The organism is Kitasatospora sp. NPDC098652, from assembly GCF_044760155.1.
Taxonomy (GTDB): domain Bacteria; phylum Actinomycetota; class Actinomycetes; order Streptomycetales; family Streptomycetaceae; genus Kitasatospora.
In genome coordinates, this window is the sequence record NZ_JBIWAQ010000007.1 from 223,355 (window position 1) to 240,734 (window position 17,380).

A 17,380-nucleotide genomic window follows, 5' to 3' on the forward strand; every position below is an offset into this window, starting at 1 on the left:
GGGGTGGGGGGTTTCAGGCGGAGAGCTGGATCCACTGCGCGACGCTGGGCACGCCCTTGTCGCTGAGCAGGAAGAGCAGGTACCAGCCGGGCGGGGCGGCCTTGGCGTCCGGCGGGGCCTGGAACTCCAGCCGGTTGCCGGCCCGGCTGGTCAGCCGCAGGTCGACGTGCCGCTGGCTGGTGTTGACCGAGTGGGTGGAGGTGGTCGGGGCCAGCAGGACGGCCCTGGCGGCGAGGCCCGGGGTGGTGCTGGTGACGGTGAACTTCTTGTCGTACCCGACCGGCGCGGTGGGCGCGTTGGCGAGTGCGGGCCGGTCGCCCTGGTGGAGGTAGGGCGGTTCGTAGATCTCGATGGTGCCGTTCATGGTGATCGGGCCGGTGGTGCCCGGGACGCCGTCGACGGTGCCGTTGATGTCGGTGTTGTTGGCCATCTGCTGGAGCTCGTCGCCGGTCACCATGATCCGGCCGTCCGGCAGCACCACCGCGTTGGAGTGGTAGCCGCGCGGCAGTCGCTGGACTGGGCCGAGCTGCCAGTTGCCCTGGTCGTCGCGGAGTTCGATCTGGCGGTACTTGAGGTCGGCGTTCGGGTTGTACGGGCCGTTGCCGTAGTCGCGGATGTCGTAGGCGCCGTTGACCGTCATCAGCCGGCCGTTGGGCAGCAGCAGGGTGTCGTCCTGGGTGCGGCCGAAGGCGCGGGACTTCTCGGCGGTCCAACTGCCGTTGGAGAAGCGCAGGGTGCCCGGGTTGTCCCGGTCGCCGCCGAGGATCAGCGCGGAGTCCGGGCCGTTCGCCCCGCCGGGCAGCATCACGGCGGAGCCGTAGTTGCGCTTGCGGCCGTCGGGGCGGGCGGTGAGGTCGGCGCGGGTCTCGGCGACCGGGTCGAAGCGCCACTGCTCGTTCGCGGCGCGGCCGAAGCCGTAGACGTTGCCGTCGTTGAGCGAGAACAGGTGGGGGTAGTCGAAGCTGAACGGCGCGTCGGCCTTGAACCGTTCGACCGGGGTGTTCGTCGGGGTGTCGGTCTTCTTCACCGGGACCGGGAAGGCCTTGGCGGGGAAGCGTTCGACCACCGGGGTCGGGGTGCCGTAGCCGAGTTCGGACTGGCCGGACATGATCAGCTGGCGGCCGTCGGCCCCGGTGACCACCGAGGGGTACCAACGGCCCACCGACATGTCGGGGTTGCGGGTCCAGGTCTCCGTCCACGGGTCGAAGACCAGCGAGAGCTTGGCGCCGGTGCCGCCGTTGCCGCCCAGGTTGCCGCCGAAGACGCCGAGCATGCCGTTGGGCAGGAAGGAGTGCCCGGAGCAGAAGAACGGCACCGGGCGGGGCTCGTCCAGGCCGTCCGGCATGTCCGAGACCGGCGGGTTGACCTGCTTGAAGGCGTCCTTGCCGGTGCCCTTGGCCGGGTCCCAGAGGAAGGCCCGGCCGGCGTTCTCCTTGCCGGTGGTCTGGGTCGGCGCGGGTTCCTTCTCGGGGTTGGTCTCGATCCGTTCGAAGGAGAACAGCAGCACCTTGCCGGTGGGCAGCAGGGCGACGTGGTCGCCGAAGTCGGGGGACGGGAAGTACTCCTTGAAGGCGCCGAAGGTCTCCGGTGCGAAGGCCTTGTTGTGCTGGGCCTGGGAGGCGGTCAGGGCGTTGTACCGGTTGGTGCGGGTGGTCTGCGGGTAGTCGCCGATGCCGCGGACGGCCGCGCGCATCCGGGCGTGCTCCTCGGCGTGTTCCTGACCGAGGGCCGCGACCTCGTCCTGCCGCACCTCCTCGGCGACCCGGCGGGAGTCGACGTGCGGGGCGAGGTCGTCCCCGCCGTGGGCGAGCGCCGGGGCGGCGGCGCTCAACAGGCTTCCGGCGGTGACCGCGAGGACCACGGCGGTGGCCGGCAGCCGGCGGCGGCTCCGGGGCCTCGGCCGCGGGCGGAGTGGGGACGGGGGCATGGATCTCCTCGGGGAGGGAGGGCTGTTCGGGGGGAGGGGGCGAATGCGGACGGACGGGCCGTGGGCGGGCGCGGTCCAGCGATGGTCGCCGACCGTCACAGAACATCACGGCGCGTGGTGGTGCGCATGCGACGTACCTCCCTTGGAGCGGTCCCGCTTCCGGGGATGCGCTGGAACGGCCGAAGGGGCGCGCACCGTTCGGTGCGCGCCCCTTAGGGCGTGTCTGACAATTCCCGCCGGGCGCGCGACGCCGGGGCACGCACCTCGCCGCGTTGTCGTCAGTCGCCGATGCTCCGCATGGACTCCCTCCTCCGCCTTGCGATGCACGCACCCCAACGCCGCGCGCTGATCCGACGCGAATTGTCAGACACGCCCTTGGAGCGGTGATCGCCGGCGTGGTCGCCGGGGTGTCACACCATGCCCAGCGCGTACGCGGCGAACAGCGCCGCCGCCGTGCCCGCCAGCGCCTTGCCGGCCCGGGAGAAGGCCGTCCACGGCCCGTCGAAGCGCCGGGTGAACCACCCGATCGCCACCAGGGCGGCCCCGAACAGCGGCAGCAGGGAAAGCCGGGCGGCCACCCAGCCGAGCGAGTCCGGCGCGGTGGTCAGCCCCGGGACGGCGCCCAGGCCGGCCGCGCCGGGCACCGCCACCGCGAGCATCGCGCTCTGGTGCCAGCAGAAGATCGTCATCGCCGACAGGTTGACCGCCACCACCGGCAGCCACAGCAGCGGACGGCGGGTCAGCAGCCGGCCCAGCCGCTCCCGCAGCAGCACCGCCGCGCCGCACTGCACCGCGGCCAGCGCCAGCACCAGCAGGGACGGCGGGTGCGAGTTGGTCCGCTCGACGCCCGGCACCCCGACCATGCTCGCCGGGTAGTGGAACACCACCAGCAGGACCGCGAACAGCGCCGCACCGCCGAACAGCAGCACCCGGGCGGCCGACCGGCCGAGCCGGCCCTGCGCCCACAGCACGCCCAGCTGGTAGCCGAACATCCAGCCCGGCAGCAGGTTCAGCAGCCCCAGCCAGGACGGCACCGCCTCGGCCCACGGCCCGTACCGCAGCAGGTCGACCAGGGCGACCGAGGCCACCAGCAGCCCAGCCGACCACGCGCCGAGCCGCCGCCCGAAGGCCACGCAGAGCGGGGTGAGCGCGGTCAGCGCCAGGTACACCCCGATGTACCAGAGCGGCTGCACCACCAGCGTGGCGCCGGTGCGCAGGGTGTCCGCGGGCACGCCGAGCCGGGGCAGCAGCGGGATCAGCAGCGCCCACACCGCCGTCACCCCCAGCACCGGGCGCAGCAGCCGGACCGTCCGGGCCCGCAGCCAACTCCCGTACGTCAGGCCCTTCTCCCGGGCCCGTTCCAGCGAGCGGACCGAGGAGTGGCCGCCGACCAGGAAGAACACCCCGAGCATCTGGAGCACCCAGCTGGCCGGGGCGAAGCCGCCGAGCGCGGAGAGCGGGCTGGCGTTGTGCAGGGCGCCGTCGGCGGAGCGGGTCAGGCCGCCGAGCATCCAGTGGCCGATCGGGACGGACAGCAGGGCGAGGGCGCGCAGGCCGTCCAGGGCGCGGTCGCGGCTCGCGGGGGTCTTCGCGTCGACCTTCGCGGCGGCGCGGCGCAGCGTGGTGAGGGGGTGGGCCATGGTGGTGCTCCTTCCTTGGCGGGGTACGGGGGCTCAGCGGCCCTGGGCGATGGCGGCGTAGGCGGTGAGCGAGGCGGTGCCGGGGGCGAAGTAGCCGGTGTGGCCGTGGGACCCGGTGGACGGCAGCGGGCGGGCGCCGAAGCCGGGGTCGGTCGGGTCGGCGCCGTGGCCGAGGCCGAGGAAGCGGACGTTGGGCACCTTGCCGATCCAGTCCGAGCCGTTGCGGGCGGTGGCCCAGAGCGGCACTCCGGGGTCGAGGTCGGCGGCCGAGTCGACGCCCATGCCGGGCGAGCCGAGCACCACCAGGGCGGAGGCCCGGGCGGGGGTCGGGCGGGCCAGGCCGCAGACCACCGAGCCGTAGCTGTGGCAGAACACCGTGGGCGGGGCCTGCGGGGAGGTGCCGGCGGCGAGTCCGTCCAGGAACCGGTCGAGGCGGTCGGCGCCGGCCCGGGCGAGGTCCTCGGTGGCGGCGTCGAGGCCGACGCCGACCGGGGTGGTGTAGCCGGCCCAGGCGATCACGGCGGTGTGCCCGTCGGTGGCCCGGTACAGGGCGCGGGCCATGCCGGCGGGGGTGCCGTACGGCTCGGTGGCGCGGTCGAAGGTGAGCAGGTCGATGTCCGAGCCGGGGACGATCACGGCGGTGCGGGGGGCGGTGGTGAGGTCGCCGAACACCTCGGCGACCAGGCCGCGGCCGCGCGGGTCGAAGGCGAGGACCTGCCGGCCGCCGTCCAGCAGGGTGCGGTAGCGCTCGGCGCGGGTGCGGGCGGCCTGCTGGTCCTGCGGGGTGAGGGCCGGGTCGGCGGCCCGGGCGAGTTCCCGGTCGCGTTCGGCGGTGAGGGCCAGGGTGTTGGCCCGGTACCGGAGCGGGACGGGGGCGCCGTCCAGGTTGCCGACCACCAGGGGGTGCCGGGCGGCCAGGGCCTGCTGCTGGGCGGGCGTCAACCCGGCGAAGAAGGCGGCCACTTGGGCGGGCGTGCTGGTGGCCGGGTCGGGGAGGCGGAGGCCGAGCGCGGTGTCGGCGGTCCAGGCGGCGCTGCCGGGCGGCGGGCCGGTGACGGCGGCCTGGCTGTCGGCGGCCCAGCCACCCGCGCCGAGCACCGCCGCCAGCGTCAGCGCGGTGGCGACGAGCGCCCGCTTGGTACGGAGCTTGCGCATGTCCCTGTTCTCCCTCGTCGGTTCGGCAGCCGGCTTCGGCTCTCGACGAGGAGGAAGGTAGGAACACGGCGGCCCCGCGGACGTCACACCGCGGGGCCAACTACCCGGTGCTACCGGGGTATGAGGGGGATAACCCCCCTTACTCGCCGGGGGTCACCAGGCCCGACTCGTAGGCCAGCACCACCGCTTGGGCGCGGTCGCGCAGGTCGAGCTTGGCGAGGATGCGCCCGATGTGGGTCTTGACGGTCTGTTCGGCGAGCACCAGCTTGGCGGCGATCTCCTGGTTGGACAGGCCGCGGGCGATCTGCTCCAGCACCTCGGTCTCCCGCGGGGTCAGGCCGTTGAGCCGCAGTTTGGGGTCGCGGCGCTTGGCGGGCCGGTTGCGGGCGAAGTCGGCGATCAGCCGCCGGGTGACGGAGGGGGCGAGCAGGGCCTCGCCGGCCGCGACCACCCGGACCGCGGCGATCAGGTCGGCCGGCGGGGCGTCCTTGAGCAGGAAGCCGCTGGCCCCGGCGCGCAGTGCCTCGTACACGTAGTCGTCCACGTCGAAGGTGGTCAGCATCAGCACCTTGGGCCGGTGGGCACCAGGGACGGCGGGGTCGAGCAGCCGCCGGGCGGCCTCCAGGCCGTCCATGACGGGCATCCGGACGTCCATCAGGACCACGTCCGGGTGGGTGCGGCCGCTGACCTCCAGGGCCTGGGCGCCGTCCGCCGCGTCCCCCACCACGTCGATGTCGCTCTGGACGCCCAGCAGGGCGGCGAAGCCGGCCCGCACCATGGCCTGGTCGTCGACGATGATCACGCGGATGGTCATGCGGGTGTCTCCCCGGGGGTGTCTGGGCGTTGGGACGGGTCGAGCGGCAGTACGGCGGCCACCTTGAAGCCGCCGTCCGGCAGCGGGCCGGTGTCCAGCCTGCCATCGACCAGCCGGACGCGTTCACGCATTCCGACCAGGCCGTGCCCGGTGCCCTCGGCCGAGGCCTCCAGTGACTCGGTGCGCTGCGGCGGGGGCGCGTTGACCACGGTGAGCCGCAGCTCCGGGCCGTCCGCCGACAGCGACACCCAGGTCCGGGCGCCGGGCGCGTGCCGGACCACGTTGGCCAGCGCCTCCTGGACGATCCGGTAGACGGAGAGGCCGACGGCCTGCGGCACCCGCTCGGCCAGCCCCTCGTCCACGGCCAGTTCGGCGGGCACCCCGGCCCGCCCCACCGTCTCGACCAGCTGGTCGAGTTGGGCCACGCCCGGCTGCGGGGCCTTCTCCCCGGAGGCGTCCTCGCTGCGCAGCACCCCGAGCAGCCGGCGCATCTCGGCCAGCGACTCGCGCGCGGTGCCGGCGATCGCGGTGAACTCCTCGGCGGCGTCGTCCGGGACGCCCTGGATCCGGTAGGGCGCGCTGGCGGCCTGCACCGCGATCACGGACATGTGGTGGGCCACCACGTCGTGCAACTCCCGGGCGATCCGGGCGCGTTCCTCCAGCAGGGTGCGCCGCTCACGCTCCACCTCGCTGATCTGCTCCTGCTCGGTGAGCAGCCGGCGGGCGACCGCGCGTTCCCGGATGGCCCAGCCGAACAGCAGGACGGCGCCGCTGAGCGCGATCAGCAGCACGGTGGTGCCGTCGCCGGCCCGGGGCAGCCCGAGGGTGGTGGCGAGGACGGTGAGCAGGACGGTGGCGACCCAGACCGCGAGCACGGTGCCCCGGCGCTCGCGCAGCCCGAGGGCGAGCAGCAGGAAGAGGTACGAGACGATCATCGACGCGGTCCACGGCCAGGTGCCCATCACCTGCTGGTGGCGAGCGGTGACGGCGGCGGTGAGCACCAGAGTGGGGGCGCTGATCCACCAGGCGGCCAGCGGCCGGGTGATGGCGAGGATCAGCGGGGCGGTCTGGGCGACGGTGAGCGCGGCGGCCACCGGCAGCACCAGGCCGTAGAAGCTGGCCAGGTTGGCGATCCCGGTGGGGATCAGCGTGGCCTGGAGCGTGATCGCGACGACGTACGGGATGCGGCGCACCCAGCGTCGGCGGGAGCTCCCGAGCAGCGGGGTGTCGTCCTCGCTGGGGCTGGTCAGGTGCAGCCGCAGGGTGCGCAGTTGACGGGCGGCGAACCTGCGGGCGTCGGCGGCGGTGAGCGTCTTCATCGTGGGCCAGCCTAGGAGGGCCGGCCCGCGGCGGGCGTCGGACTGGAGCGCGAACTTCCGGGCGGTACCCGGGTACGGGGTGATACCCGGGTACTACGGGCGGTCGCGCCAGTGGCCGGCCAGGGCGGGGCCGAGCTGGTCGAAGTAGCGCTCGATCACCACGACCATGCCCTCGGGGCCGGCCGGCTCCTGCTCGGCGGTCCAGGACAGGTGGGCGGCGCGCAGCAGGCTGCCGAAGACGGCGGCGAGCACGACCGGGCGCAGGTCCTCGGCCGGGTCGAGGCCTTCGCGTTCGGCGAGCACCTGGACCACCAGCCGCTCCTGCTCGGTGACCCGGCGCAGGTGGGCGGCGAGCAGGGCGGGGGTGTCCTCGATGATGCGCAGCAGTTCGAGGGCGCTGCCGATGGAGCCGGGTCCGGAGGTCCGGGCGTTCCCGAGGTCGCGCCAGGCCTGGACGATCGAGGCGCGCAGGGCCTGCAGCGGGGTCTCCTCGGCCGGCCGGTGGCGCAGGCAGTGGATGAAGTAGTCCTCGGCGTCGGACATCACGGCGAGGGCGACCTCGTCCTTGTTGGCGAAGTAGCGGAAGAAGGTCCGCTGGGAGACGTCGACGGCGGAGGCGATCTCGTCGACGGTGGTCCTGGCGAAGCCCTGGCCGAGGAAGAGCGCGTGGGCGGCCTGCACCAGGGCGTCCCGGGTCTGCTGCTTCTTGCGTTCCCGCAGACCGGGGGCCCGGCCGAGGTCCTCCGGGGTGCCGACGGGGTGGGGGGTGCGAGCGGCCATGGCGGGGGCCTTCCGGGGCGCGGGTGTGGCGGGTGGGAGCACAACCTTAGCCGCCTGACAAATGTCAGTTCCGGTCACAAGTCACTGTTTGCCGATTGTCAGTCGCTGACATAATCTGCCGGAGTGGCGCTCGTCGGCCGGGCACTCGTGGGGACGGGTGGGTCGTCGCGGCGCCACGCCACGTTCCGGTCCGTGTCACGCCCCCGGAGGGCCCCAGATGAGTCAGTCCGTCGTCAAGAACTCCGAGGCGGACGCGGCGCCGCCGTCGAAGCCGCCGGCCGGGGGAGGGCTCAAGGGGCACCCCTGGCTGACCCTGCTGACCGTCGCGGTCGGCGTGATGATGGTCGCGCTGGACGGCACGATCGTCGCGATCGCCAACCCGGTGATCCAGGAGAAGCTCAAGGCCGCGCCCTCCGAGATCCAGTGGGTCACCAGCGGCTACCTGCTGGCGCTCGCGGTCTTCCTGATCACCGCCGGCAAGATCGGCGACCGCTTCGGCCACAAGAGCACCTTCCTGGTCGGCGCGGTCGGCTTCGCCGCCACCTCGGCCGCGATCGGCTTCGCGGGCAACATCCAGACCGTGATCGCCTTCCGCGTCCTCCAGGGCCTGTTCGGCGCGCTGCTCCAGCCCGCCGCGCTCGGCCTGCTGCGCGGGGCCTTCCCGGCCGAGAAGCTCAACATGGCGATCGGCATCTGGGGCGGGGTGATCGGTGCGTCCACCGCGGCCGGCCCGATCGTCGGCGGCCTGCTGGTCGAGCACGTCAACTGGGAGTCGGTGTTCTTCATCAACATCCCGGTCGGCCTGGCCGCGGTCGCCCTCGGCCTGTGGATCCTCAAGGACGTACGGGCCGAGAACGCCGCCAGGTCCTTCGACCTGCCGGGCATCGGGCTGCTCTCGGTCGGGATGTTCGCGCTGGTCTTCGGGATCATCAAGGCCCCCGAGTGGGGTTGGGGCGACGCCCGGACGCTGCTGTTCCTGGGCGGCGCGGTGCTGCTGATGGTGCTCTTCGCGCTCTGGCAGGGCCGGGCCAAGGAGCCGCTGATCCCGCTCAGCCTGTTCCGCTCGGTGCCGCTGTCGGCGGGCGTGCTGCTGATGGTGCTGATGGCCTTCGCGTTCTTCGGCGCGATCTTCTTCGTGACCTTCTACCTCCAGAACGTGCACGGGATGAAGCCGGTCGACGCCGGCGTCCACCTGCTGCCGATGACCGGCATGATGATCGTCGGCTCGCCGCTGGCGGGCATCGCGATCGGCAAGCTCGGCCCGCGGATCCCGATCATGGTCGGGATGCTGCTCACCACCGGTGCGATGGTCGGCATGTCCACCCTGGACACCGGCTCCGGCACCGGCGTGATGTCGCTCTGGTTCGTCCTGATGGGCCTCGGCATCAGCCCCGTCATCGTCGGCGCCACCGAGGTCATCGTCGGCAACGCCCCGCTGGAGCTGTCCGGCGTGGCCGGCGGCCTCCAGCAGGCCGCGATGCAGGTCGGCGGCAGCCTCGGCACCGCCGTGCTGGGCGCCCTGATGGCGGCCAAGGTCGGCGACGTGCTGCCCGGCAACTGGGCCAGGGCCGGCCTGCCGGCGGTCGAGGACCCGCAGGCGGCCGCGGGCCTCAAGCAGGCCGCCCAGCTGGGCATCACCCCGCCGGCCCCGCCCGGCACCCCGCAGCAGGCGGTGGACGCGATGGCCGGCGCCGTGCACCAGTCCTTCGTCAGCGGGATGTCGCTGGCCTTCGTGGTGGCCGCGGTGGTGGCGTTCGGCGCCGCCCTGCTGGCCCTGCTGACCCGCCGCGGCGAGACCGACGCGGGCCCGGCCGTGCACATCTGACCGGCCGGTGGGCGGCCCCGGACTCCGTGGCGGAGTCCGGGGCCGTCGTGCTGCCCGGGGGCGCCGCTCAGACCCGGGTGAGGGCCACCAGCGGGACCGTCCGGGCGGCCTTGCGGTAGTCGGCGAACTGCGGCTGGGCGGCCACCTGGCGGGCCCAGAGCGCGTCGTGCTCGGCCGGGTCGACGGCGGCCGCCTGGGCCGGGTAGCGCTCGGCGCCGAGCTCGACGGTGACCTCCGGGTGGGCGACCAGGTTGCGGTACCAGACCGGGTCGGTGTCGCTGCCGCCGTTGGAGGCGAAGACCACCAGCCGCTCGCCGTCCGGCAGGTAGACCAGCGGGGTGGTGCGCGGCTCGCCGCTGCGGGCGCCGACCACGGTGAGCAGCAGCAGCGGCATCCCGGCGAGGTCGCCGCCCACCACCCCCTCGGCGGTCCGGAACTCGGCGATCACCTTGCGGTTGAACTCTCCCGCGCCGTCGGCGGGTTCGGGGTGGTGGTTCGTGCTCTGGTTCGCGCTCTGGTCTGCGTTCCGGTTCGTCATGCCGTCGAGCGTAGGACCTGACCCCGGTGCCAGGTGCGAGAACGCCGAAGGGCCGGACCCCGTACGGGAGTCCGGCCCCTCTCAGGCGCTAGCGGGCGATCAGGCGTCGCCGCCGGCGGCACCCGGGTCGGCCGCGGCCACGTCCAGCAGCTGGTAGCGGTCGATCGCGTCCTTCAACGCCGAGCGGTCGATCTTGCCCTGCTTGGCGAGCTCGGTGAGCACGCCCAGGACGACCGACTGCGCGTCGATGTGGAAGAAGCGACGGGCCGCACCGCGGGTGTCGGCGAAGCCGAAGCCGTCGGCGCCCAGCGACTGGTACTGGCCCGGCACCCAGCGGGCGATCTGGTCCGGAACGGCGCGCATCCAGTCGGACACCGCGACGAACGGGCCCTCGGCGCCCTGGAGCTTCTGGGTGACGTACGGGACGCGCTGCTGCTCCTCGGGGTGCAGCAGGTTGAACTCCTCGGCCTCCACCGCGTCGCGGCGCAGCTCGTTCCAGGAGGTCGCGGACCAGACGTCGGCCTTGACGTTCCACTCCTCGGCGAGGATGCGCTGGGCCTCCAGGGCCCACGGCACGGCCACGCCGGAGGCGAGGATCTGGGCCGGGATCTGGCCGGCGGTGGCCGGCGCGTACCGGTGCAGACCCTTGAGGATGCCCTCGACGTCCACGTTCTCGGGCTCGGCCGGCATCTTGATCGGCTCGTTGTAGACGGTGAGGTAGTAGAACACGTCCTCGCCGTGCGGGTGCTCGGCGCTGGAGCCGTACATCCGCCGCAGACCGTCCTGGACGATGTGCGCGATCTCGAAGCCGTACGCCGGGTCGTACGCGACGACGCCGGGGTTGGTCGAGGCCAGCAGGTGCGAGTGGCCGTCGGCGTGCTGCAGGCCCTCACCGGTCAGGGTGGTGCGGCCGGCGGTGGCGCCGATCACGAAGCCGCGGGCCAGCTGGTCGGCCATCTGCCAGAACTGGTCGCCGGTGCGCTGGAACCCGAACATCGAGTAGAAGACGTAGACCGGGATCAGCGGCTCGCCGTGGGTCGCGTAGGACGAACCGGCGGCGATCAGCGAGGCGGTGCAGCCGGCCTCGGAGATGCCGTCGTGCAGCATCTGCCCGGTCGGCGACTCCTTGTAGGCCAGCAGCAGGTCGCGGTCGACCGACTCGTAGGTCTGGCCCAGCGGGTTGTAGATCTTCGCCGACGGGAACAGCGAGTCCATGCCGAAGGTGCGGTACTCGTCCGGCGCGATCGGCACGAAGCGGTTGCCGATGCCCTTGTCCCGCATGAGGTCCTTGAGCACCCGGACGAACGCCATGGTGGTGGCGATGGTCTGGTTGCCGGAGCCCTTCTTGACCGCCTTGTACACGTCGTCGCCGGGCAGTTCCAGCTTGCGCGGGCGCACCTTGCGGGTCGGCACGTAGCCGCCCAGCTCGCTGCGGCGGTCGTGCATGTACTGGATCTCTTCCGAGTCGCGGCCCGGGTGGTAGTAGGGCGGGTAGCCCTCGTCGAGCTGCTTGTCGGTGATCGGCAGGTGCAGCCGGTCGCGGAAGCGCTTGAGGTCCTCGACCGTCAGCTTCTTCATCTGGTGGGTGGCGTTGCGGCCCTCGAAGTTGGGGCCCAGCGTCCAGCCCTTGACCGTCTGCGCCAGGATGACCGTCGGCTGGCCCTTGTGCTCGCGGGCCGCCTTGAACGCCGCGTAGATCTTCTTGTGGTCGTGGCCGCCGCGACCCAGGTGCTGGATCTGCTGGTCGGTCATGTTCTCGACCATGGCGCGCAGGCGCAGGTCGCCGCCGAAGAAGTGCTCGCGGATGTAGGCGCCGGTCTCGGTGGCGTAGGTCTGGAACTGGCCGTCCACCGTGGTGTTCAGCTTGTTGACCAGGACGCCGTCGCGGTCCTGCGCGAGCAGCGGGTCCCAGCTGCGGTCCCAGACCAGCTTGATCACGTTCCAGCCGGCACCCCGGAACTGGGACTCCAGCTCCTGGATGATCTTGCCGTTGCCGCGGACCGGGCCGTCCAGGCGCTGCAGGTTGCAGTTGACCACGAAGGTCAGGTTGTCCAGGCCCTCACGGGCGGCCAGCGAGAGCTGGCCGAGCGACTCGGGCTCGTCCATCTCGCCGTCGCCGAGGAAGGCGTAGACCTGCGAGTCCGAGGTGTCCTTGATGCCCCGGTGCTCCAGGTAGCGGTTCATCCGCGCCTGGTAGATCGCACCGAGCGGGCCGAGGCCCATCGAGACGGTCGGGAACTCCCAGAAGTCCGGCATCAGCCGCGGGTGCGGGTAGCTGGACAGGCCGTACGGGGCCTTCGACTTCTCCTGGCGGAACGCGTCGAGCTGCTGCTCGGTGAGTCGGTCCAGCAGGAAGGCGCGGGCGTAGATGCCGGGGGAGGCGTGACCCTGGAAGAAGATCTGGTCGCCCGACTCGCCCTCGGCGTCCTTGCCGCGGAAGAAGTAGTTGAAGCCGACGTCGTACAGCGACGCGGAGGAGGCGAAGGTGGCGATGTGCCCACCGACGCCGATGCCCGGGCGCTGCGCCCGGGAGACCATGACGGCCGCGTTCCAGCGGGTCGCGTTGAGGATCTTGCGCTCGATCTCCTCGTTGCCGGGGAAGAACGGCTCGTCCTTGGTCGCGATGGTGTTCACGTAGTCCGTGCTGCGCATCTCGGGCACGGCGACACGCTTCTCGCGGGCGCGCTCGATCAGCCGCAGCATCAGGTAACGGGCACGCTCACGCCCCCGCTCGTCGATGGCCGCATCGAGCGACTCCAGCCATTCCGCGGTCTCCTCGGGATCGAAGTCCGGGACCTGACTCGGAAGGCCGCCAATGATGATCGGGTTGCGATCGGATCCGGAAGCCACGCTGTTCCTTCACTGTCGGTCGAAACTGAGGTGTGTCGCGCCGCCTCCATCGTGCTACCGCGCTCGGAGATCCGTCATCTCTACCGATCGGTAACCGTTCCGCCTGGTGGGCGGAACGGTCTGGTGGCGCGCGTCGCGGGCTTCTTCGTCCGCTCCGAACACCCCCGGGTGTTACGAAAAGAGGTGGTCCGACCTGGTGTCCCGTCCGCCCGATGGCGGGCGGCCGGGGTGAGGGCCAACAGGAGACTCTACGCCCGCGCACGCGCGGACCCCGAATGCCGTTCGCATCTCGGGCACGCGTACGGCCTGTGGGCCGGGACCACCCGAAGCATCCTTGTCCCATGCAGAGAAGGGCAAATCGGTGTGATTCCCGACACGTCGCCCGGCGTGTTCCGGTGCGACACGTCAACCTTTGGGGGGGATCGGCGGTCGGGTACTTGCGCGAACCGCCGCGCCCGTGTGGACTACGGCCACAGCCTCGGCATGGATGCCGGGCCGAATACTGGAGGTTATTCCCGTGAGCGCGACCGCGGACCCCGCGGACAAGTCCAACCCGGCGACCCGTCTCGGCTTCGAAGAGGGCCAGATCGTCCAGGAGCTGGGGTACGACGAAGACACTGACCAGGATCTCCGTGAGGGCATCGAGGAGATCACCGGGACGGAGCTCGTCGACGAGGACTACGACGACGTCGCGGACGCCGTCCTGCTGTGGCACCGCGACGACGACGGGGACCTCACCGACTCCCTCGTCGACGCCCTGGAGTACCTGGCCGAGGGCGGTCTGATCTGGCTGCTGACGCCCAAGACCGGCCGGGACGGCCACATCGAGGCGTCCGACATCGCGGACGCGGCCCGCACCGCCGGTCTCTCCCAGACCAGCTCGATCGCGGTCGCCAAGGACTGGGCGGCGACCCGGCTGGCGACCAAGTCCACGGCGAAGCAGCCCAAGCAGCGCTGAACGGGTCCTGAGCCCCGCGCCGGGCCCCGACGGAGGATCTCCTCCGTCGGGGCCCGGCGCTTTTGCCTGTGGCGCTTCTGCCGGCGGGCGTTTGCTTGCGGCGTTCTTGCCGGCGGCGCTACGTGTGCGGCCGGGCGTTCCGGGTGATCCGGGTGTTCGCTCAGGGCGGAAGGGGTGGGCCTTCCGGCGGGCCGGGTCATCCGTTCGGCCGAACGTCGGTCAACGGATGCGAGGATGTCGCCTGCCGTGCCCGCCGCGCGGCCAGGTCGCGTCAGAAAGGTCCCGCTCATGGCCATCGAGATCGGCACCCAGGCTCCGGACTTCGAGCTCGCCACCCAGCACGGGGAGACGGTCCGGCTGGCCGACTTCCGCGGCCGCAAGCACGTCGTCCTGGTCTTCTACCCGTTCGCCTTCACCGGCGTCTGCACCGGCGAGCTGGGCGCGATCCAGCGCGAGCTGGCCGGGCTCCAGAACGACCAGGTCCAGGTGCTCGGCGTCTCCTGCGACTCGCAGTTCTCCCAGCGGGTCCTCGCCGACCGGGAGGGCCTGGAGTTCCCGCTGCTGGCCGACTTCTGGCCGCACGGCGAGGTCACCCGGGCCTACGGCGTCCTGGACGAGCGGAAGGGCTGCCCGCTGCGCGGCACCTTCGTGATCGACAAGGCCGGCACGGTGCGCTGGAGCGTCGTCAACGGCCTCCCGGACGCCCGGGACGAGCAGGAGTACCTCAAGGTGCTGGCCGGTCTCTGAGCCGCCCGGGTGGCCACACGGGGCCCGTACGACGCTCCGGCCCCGCCGTTCGGGCGTGCGTACGGGAACCCGGTACTACGCTCGGGCCGTTGGCGGAGTGCGGCGAACGTCCGTTTTTTCGTCGGTCGGCGCCGCGAACCGCACCACCCGGGGGCACCACCCGTGCCTCCCGATTCTTGGAGGACACGTGGGAGTCAGCCTCAGCAAGGGCGGCAACGTCTCGCTCACCAAGGAGGCGCCGGGTCTCCAGGCCGTCGTGGTCGGCCTGGGCTGGGACGTCCGGACCACCACCGGGACGGACTTCGACCTGGACGCCAGCGCGCTGCTCTGCAACGAGCAGGGCAAGGTCGCTTCGGACGGGAACTTCGTGTTCTTCAACAACCTGAAGAGCCCGGACGGCTCGGTCGAGCACACCGGCGACAACCTGACCGGCGAGGGCGAGGGCGACGACGAGGCGATCAAGGTCAACCTGGCCACCGTCCCGGCCGACGTGCAGAAGATCGTCTTCCCGGTGTCGATCTACGACGCCGAGAACCGCGGCCAGAACTTCGGCCAGGTGCGCAACGCGTTCATCCGGGTGGTGAACCAGGCGAACAACGCCGAGCTGGCGCGCTACGACCTCTCCGAGGACGCCTCCACCGAGACCGCGATGGTCTTCGGTGAGCTCTACCGCAACGGCGGCGAGTGGAAGTTCCGCGCCATCGGCCAGGGTTACGCCTCCGGCCTGCGCGGCATCGCCCAGGACTTCGGCGTCAACGTCTGATTCCTCCTGCGGCGCAAGGCTCTTGCGCGGCCCCGGGGCGGCCCCGGACCTTCGAGGTCCGGGGCCGCCCCGCTTCGTCGGGACCGGCCCGGCTTCGTCGGGGTCCGGTGCGCTGCGAGGATGTGAGTTCAGGAAGTTCAGCCGGCCGAAGCGGGCCGGCCGGGGCCGCGGGGGACTACACCTGTATGGCGCCCCGGGAGAAGCAAGGGAGGAAGAACACCATGGTGGTCACGCTCGCCAAGGGCGGGAACGTTTCGCTCACCAAGGCCGCGCCGAACCTGACGCAGGTCCAGATCGGCCTCGGCTGGTCCGCCCGTTCGACCACGGGCGCACCGTTCGACCTCGACGCGAGCGCCCTGCTCTGCGGTGGCGGACGGGTGCTCGGCGACGAGTACTTCGTCTTCTACAACAACCTCAAGAGCCCCGAGGGCTCGGTGGAGCACCAGGGCGACAACCTCGTGGGCGGCGACGAGACGGGTGACGACGAGCTGATCCTGGTCAACCTGGAGCTGGTCCCGGCCCAGGCGGACAAGGTGGTCTTCGCGGTCTCGATCTACGAGGCCGAGGCCCGGCTGCAGAACTTCGGACAGGTGCGCAACGCCTACATCCGGGTCGTCAACTCCGTCGACGGCGAGGAGATCGCGCGCTACGACCTGTCCGAGGACGCGTCCAGCGAGACCGCGATGATCTTCGGCGAGCTGTACCGGTACGCGGGTGAGTGGAAGTTCCGCGCGGTGGGCCAGGGGTACGCCTCGGGCCTGCGCGGGATCGCGCTCGACTTCGGCGTCAACGTACAGTGAGGCCGTAAAACGGACTTATCGCACCGATCAACGATCAGATGATCAACGATCAAACGATCAAGAGAACAGAGGGCAGTGCGGGGGTGACCTGACCGGGCCCGGCCCGGTCAGGCGTCTCGGGACCAGGCCGCCCCCGACACGGCCAGAACCCGAAAGGTAGCCAACTCCCGTGTTCCTCCGCACATTCGGCTGGTCGTTCGCGATCACCGCCCTGGGCCTGATCGCGGCCGGACTGCTCTGGGGGGCCCAAGGCTTCGGCATCGTGCTGATCCTCTCCATCCTGGAGATCTCCCTGTCCTTCGACAACGCGGTGGTCAACGCCACGGTGTTGAAGCGGATGAACCCGTACTGGCAGAAGATCTTCCTGACGGTCGGTGTGCTCATCGCCGTCTTCGGGATGCGTCTGGTCTTCCCGCTGCTGGTCGTCGGCCTCACCGCGAAGCTCAACCCCGCGACGGTGATCGACCTCGCCCTGCACTCCAACGCGACCCACGACGGCCTCACCTACGGCCAGTACCTGGAGGCGGCCAACCCGGCCATCGCGGCCTTCGGCGGCGTCTTCCTGCTGATGATCTTCCTCGACTTCGTGTTCGACGAGAAGGAGCACAACTGGCTCGGCTGGCTGGAGCGCCCGCTGGAGAAGGTCGGCAAGCTGGACGCCCTGTCCAGCGTCGTCTCCCTGGTCGCGCTGGTGCTGGCCTCGCGCTTCTTCGCGGCGGAGCACGCCGAAACCGTTCTGCTGGCCGGTGTGCTCGGCCTGATCACCTACCTCGTCGTCGGCGGCCTCTCCTCGATCTTCGAATCGGGCCTGGAGGAGGAGGCCGAGCGCGAGGAGGAGGCGGAGAAGTCCGGCAAGTCGGTCGTCCAGGTGGCCGGCAAGGCCGCGTTCTTCCTCTTCCTCTACCTGGAGGTCCTGGACGCGTCGTTCTCCTTCGACGGCGTGGTCGGCGCCTTCGCGATCTCCAACGACATCTTCCAGATCACCCTGGGCCTCGGCATCGGCGCGATGTACATCCGCTCGCTGACCGTCTTCCTGGTCCGCAAGGGCACCCTGGACGACTACGTCTACCTGGAGCACGGCGCCCACTACGCGATCGGCGCGCTGGCGGTGATCCTGCTGGTCGGGATCAAGTACCACATCCCGGAGATCGTCACCGGCCTGATCGGCGTCGCCTTCATCGGGCTGGCGCTCGCCTCCTCGATGCTGCGCAACCGGCGTGAGGCGGCGGAGGGGGAGAAGGAACTCGTGGGCAGCGGGCAGTAG

Annotated in this window: 14 protein-coding genes; 6 read left to right on the forward strand and 8 right to left on the reverse strand. The window is 71.6% G+C overall.

Features of this window, described 5'->3' with window-relative positions; translation table 11 throughout:
• Positions 1 to 13: 13 nt before the first annotated feature.
• The 6 genes from ACIQWA_RS18385 to ACIQWA_RS18410 all read right to left on the reverse strand — a co-directional run bounded on the left by ACIQWA_RS18385 (position 14) and on the right by ACIQWA_RS18410 (position 7,635).
• Positions 14 to 1,927, reverse strand: a complete 1,914-nt coding sequence (locus ACIQWA_RS18385; protein ID WP_402483691.1) for a galactose oxidase-like domain-containing protein — start codon at positions 1,925 to 1,927, stop codon at positions 14 to 16.
• A gap of 410 nt (positions 1,928 to 2,337) precedes the next feature.
• On the reverse strand, positions 2,338 to 3,567 hold the full coding sequence (locus ACIQWA_RS18390; protein WP_402483693.1) for an acyltransferase: 1,230 nt from the start codon (positions 3,565 to 3,567) through the stop codon (positions 2,338 to 2,340).
• 33 nt (positions 3,568 to 3,600) lie between these two features.
• Positions 3,601 to 4,722, reverse strand: coding sequence for an alpha/beta hydrolase (locus ACIQWA_RS18395; RefSeq protein ID WP_402483695.1), 1,122 nt, complete (start codon positions 4,720 to 4,722; stop codon positions 3,601 to 3,603).
• Positions 4,723 to 4,861: 139 nt separating this feature from the next.
• A complete protein-coding gene (locus ACIQWA_RS18400; RefSeq protein WP_360228496.1) occupies positions 4,862 to 5,536 on the reverse strand; it encodes a response regulator transcription factor in 675 nt (224 codons plus the stop codon).
• On the reverse strand, positions 5,533 to 6,855 hold the full coding sequence (locus ACIQWA_RS18405) for a sensor histidine kinase (RefSeq protein WP_402483696.1): 1,323 nt from the start codon (positions 6,853 to 6,855) through the stop codon (positions 5,533 to 5,535). The genes ACIQWA_RS18400 and ACIQWA_RS18405 overlap by 4 nt, the downstream gene beginning before the upstream one ends.
• Before the next feature lie 93 nt (positions 6,856 to 6,948).
• On the reverse strand, positions 6,949 to 7,635 hold the full coding sequence (locus tag ACIQWA_RS18410; RefSeq protein ID WP_402483698.1) for a TetR/AcrR family transcriptional regulator: 687 nt from the start codon (positions 7,633 to 7,635) through the stop codon (positions 6,949 to 6,951).
• A 217-nt stretch (positions 7,636 to 7,852) separates the two neighbouring features.
• Between ACIQWA_RS18410 and ACIQWA_RS18415 the strand changes: the two genes are divergently transcribed.
• A complete protein-coding gene (locus ACIQWA_RS18415) occupies positions 7,853 to 9,460 on the forward strand; it encodes an MFS transporter (RefSeq protein WP_402483700.1) in 1,608 nt (535 codons plus the stop codon).
• Positions 9,461 to 9,527: 67 nt separating this feature from the next.
• Here ACIQWA_RS18415 and ACIQWA_RS18420 read toward each other — a convergent pair whose 3' ends face one another.
• Together ACIQWA_RS18420 and aceE are read right to left on the reverse strand one after the other, a co-directional pair.
• Positions 9,528 to 9,998: a nitroreductase/quinone reductase family protein gene (locus ACIQWA_RS18420; RefSeq protein ID WP_402483701.1), complete on the reverse strand. Its 471-nt coding sequence runs from the start codon at positions 9,996 to 9,998 to the stop codon at positions 9,528 to 9,530.
• A 99-nt stretch (positions 9,999 to 10,097) separates the two neighbouring features.
• On the reverse strand, positions 10,098 to 12,848 hold the full coding sequence (aceE, locus tag ACIQWA_RS18425; protein WP_402483702.1) for a pyruvate dehydrogenase (acetyl-transferring), homodimeric type: 2,751 nt from the start codon (positions 12,846 to 12,848) through the stop codon (positions 10,098 to 10,100).
• A gap of 517 nt (positions 12,849 to 13,365) precedes the next feature.
• On the opposite strand from aceE, the gene ACIQWA_RS18430 reads away from it, so the two are divergent.
• The 5 genes from ACIQWA_RS18430 to ACIQWA_RS18450 all read left to right on the forward strand — a co-directional run bounded on the left by ACIQWA_RS18430 (position 13,366) and on the right by ACIQWA_RS18450 (position 17,380).
• Positions 13,366 to 13,806 (forward strand): DUF3052 domain-containing protein, encoded by a 441-nt coding sequence (locus ACIQWA_RS18430; RefSeq protein ID WP_360228478.1) that lies wholly within the window; start codon positions 13,366 to 13,368, stop codon positions 13,804 to 13,806.
• Positions 13,807 to 14,094: 288 nt separating this feature from the next.
• Positions 14,095 to 14,553, forward strand: a complete 459-nt coding sequence (locus tag ACIQWA_RS18435) for a peroxiredoxin (RefSeq protein WP_402483704.1) — start codon at positions 14,095 to 14,097, stop codon at positions 14,551 to 14,553.
• A gap of 187 nt (positions 14,554 to 14,740) precedes the next feature.
• A complete protein-coding gene (locus ACIQWA_RS18440) occupies positions 14,741 to 15,316 on the forward strand; it encodes a TerD family protein (RefSeq protein ID WP_360228472.1) in 576 nt (191 codons plus the stop codon).
• A 221-nt stretch (positions 15,317 to 15,537) separates the two neighbouring features.
• Complete coding sequence (locus ACIQWA_RS18445) at positions 15,538 to 16,116, forward strand: TerD family protein (protein WP_360228469.1); 579 nt, start codon at positions 15,538 to 15,540, stop codon at positions 16,114 to 16,116.
• Positions 16,117 to 16,285: 169 nt separating this feature from the next.
• Positions 16,286 to 17,380, forward strand: coding sequence for a DUF475 domain-containing protein (locus ACIQWA_RS18450; protein ID WP_360228466.1), 1,095 nt, complete (start codon positions 16,286 to 16,288; stop codon positions 17,378 to 17,380).

Bases quoted from the DNA above. Each gene is read 5' to 3' on its own strand.
- ACIQWA_RS18395 (WP_402483695.1), bottom strand. From the start codon at position 4,722: ATGCGCAAGCTCCGTACCAAGCGGGCGCTCGTCGCCACCGCGCTGACG.
- ACIQWA_RS18445 (WP_360228469.1), top strand. From the start codon at position 15,538: ATGGTGGTCACGCTCGCCAAGGGCGGGAACGTTTCGCTCACCAAGGCC.
- ACIQWA_RS18415 (WP_402483700.1), top strand. From the start codon at position 7,853: ATGAGTCAGTCCGTCGTCAAGAACTCCGAGGCGGACGCGGCGCCGCCG.
- ACIQWA_RS18385 (WP_402483691.1), bottom strand. From the start codon at position 1,927: ATGCCCCCGTCCCCACTCCGCCCGCGGCCGAGGCCCCGGAGCCGCCGC.
- ACIQWA_RS18390 (WP_402483693.1), bottom strand. From the start codon at position 3,567: ATGGCCCACCCCCTCACCACGCTGCGCCGCGCCGCCGCGAAGGTCGAC.
- ACIQWA_RS18420 (WP_402483701.1), bottom strand. From the start codon at position 9,998: ATGACGAACCGGAACGCAGACCAGAGCGCGAACCAGAGCACGAACCAC.
- ACIQWA_RS18405 (WP_402483696.1), bottom strand. From the start codon at position 6,855: ATGAAGACGCTCACCGCCGCCGACGCCCGCAGGTTCGCCGCCCGTCAA.
- ACIQWA_RS18410 (WP_402483698.1), bottom strand. From the start codon at position 7,635: ATGGCCGCTCGCACCCCCCACCCCGTCGGCACCCCGGAGGACCTCGGC.
- ACIQWA_RS18435 (WP_402483704.1), top strand. From the start codon at position 14,095: ATGGCCATCGAGATCGGCACCCAGGCTCCGGACTTCGAGCTCGCCACC.
- ACIQWA_RS18400 (WP_360228496.1), bottom strand. From the start codon at position 5,536: ATGACCATCCGCGTGATCATCGTCGACGACCAGGCCATGGTGCGGGCC.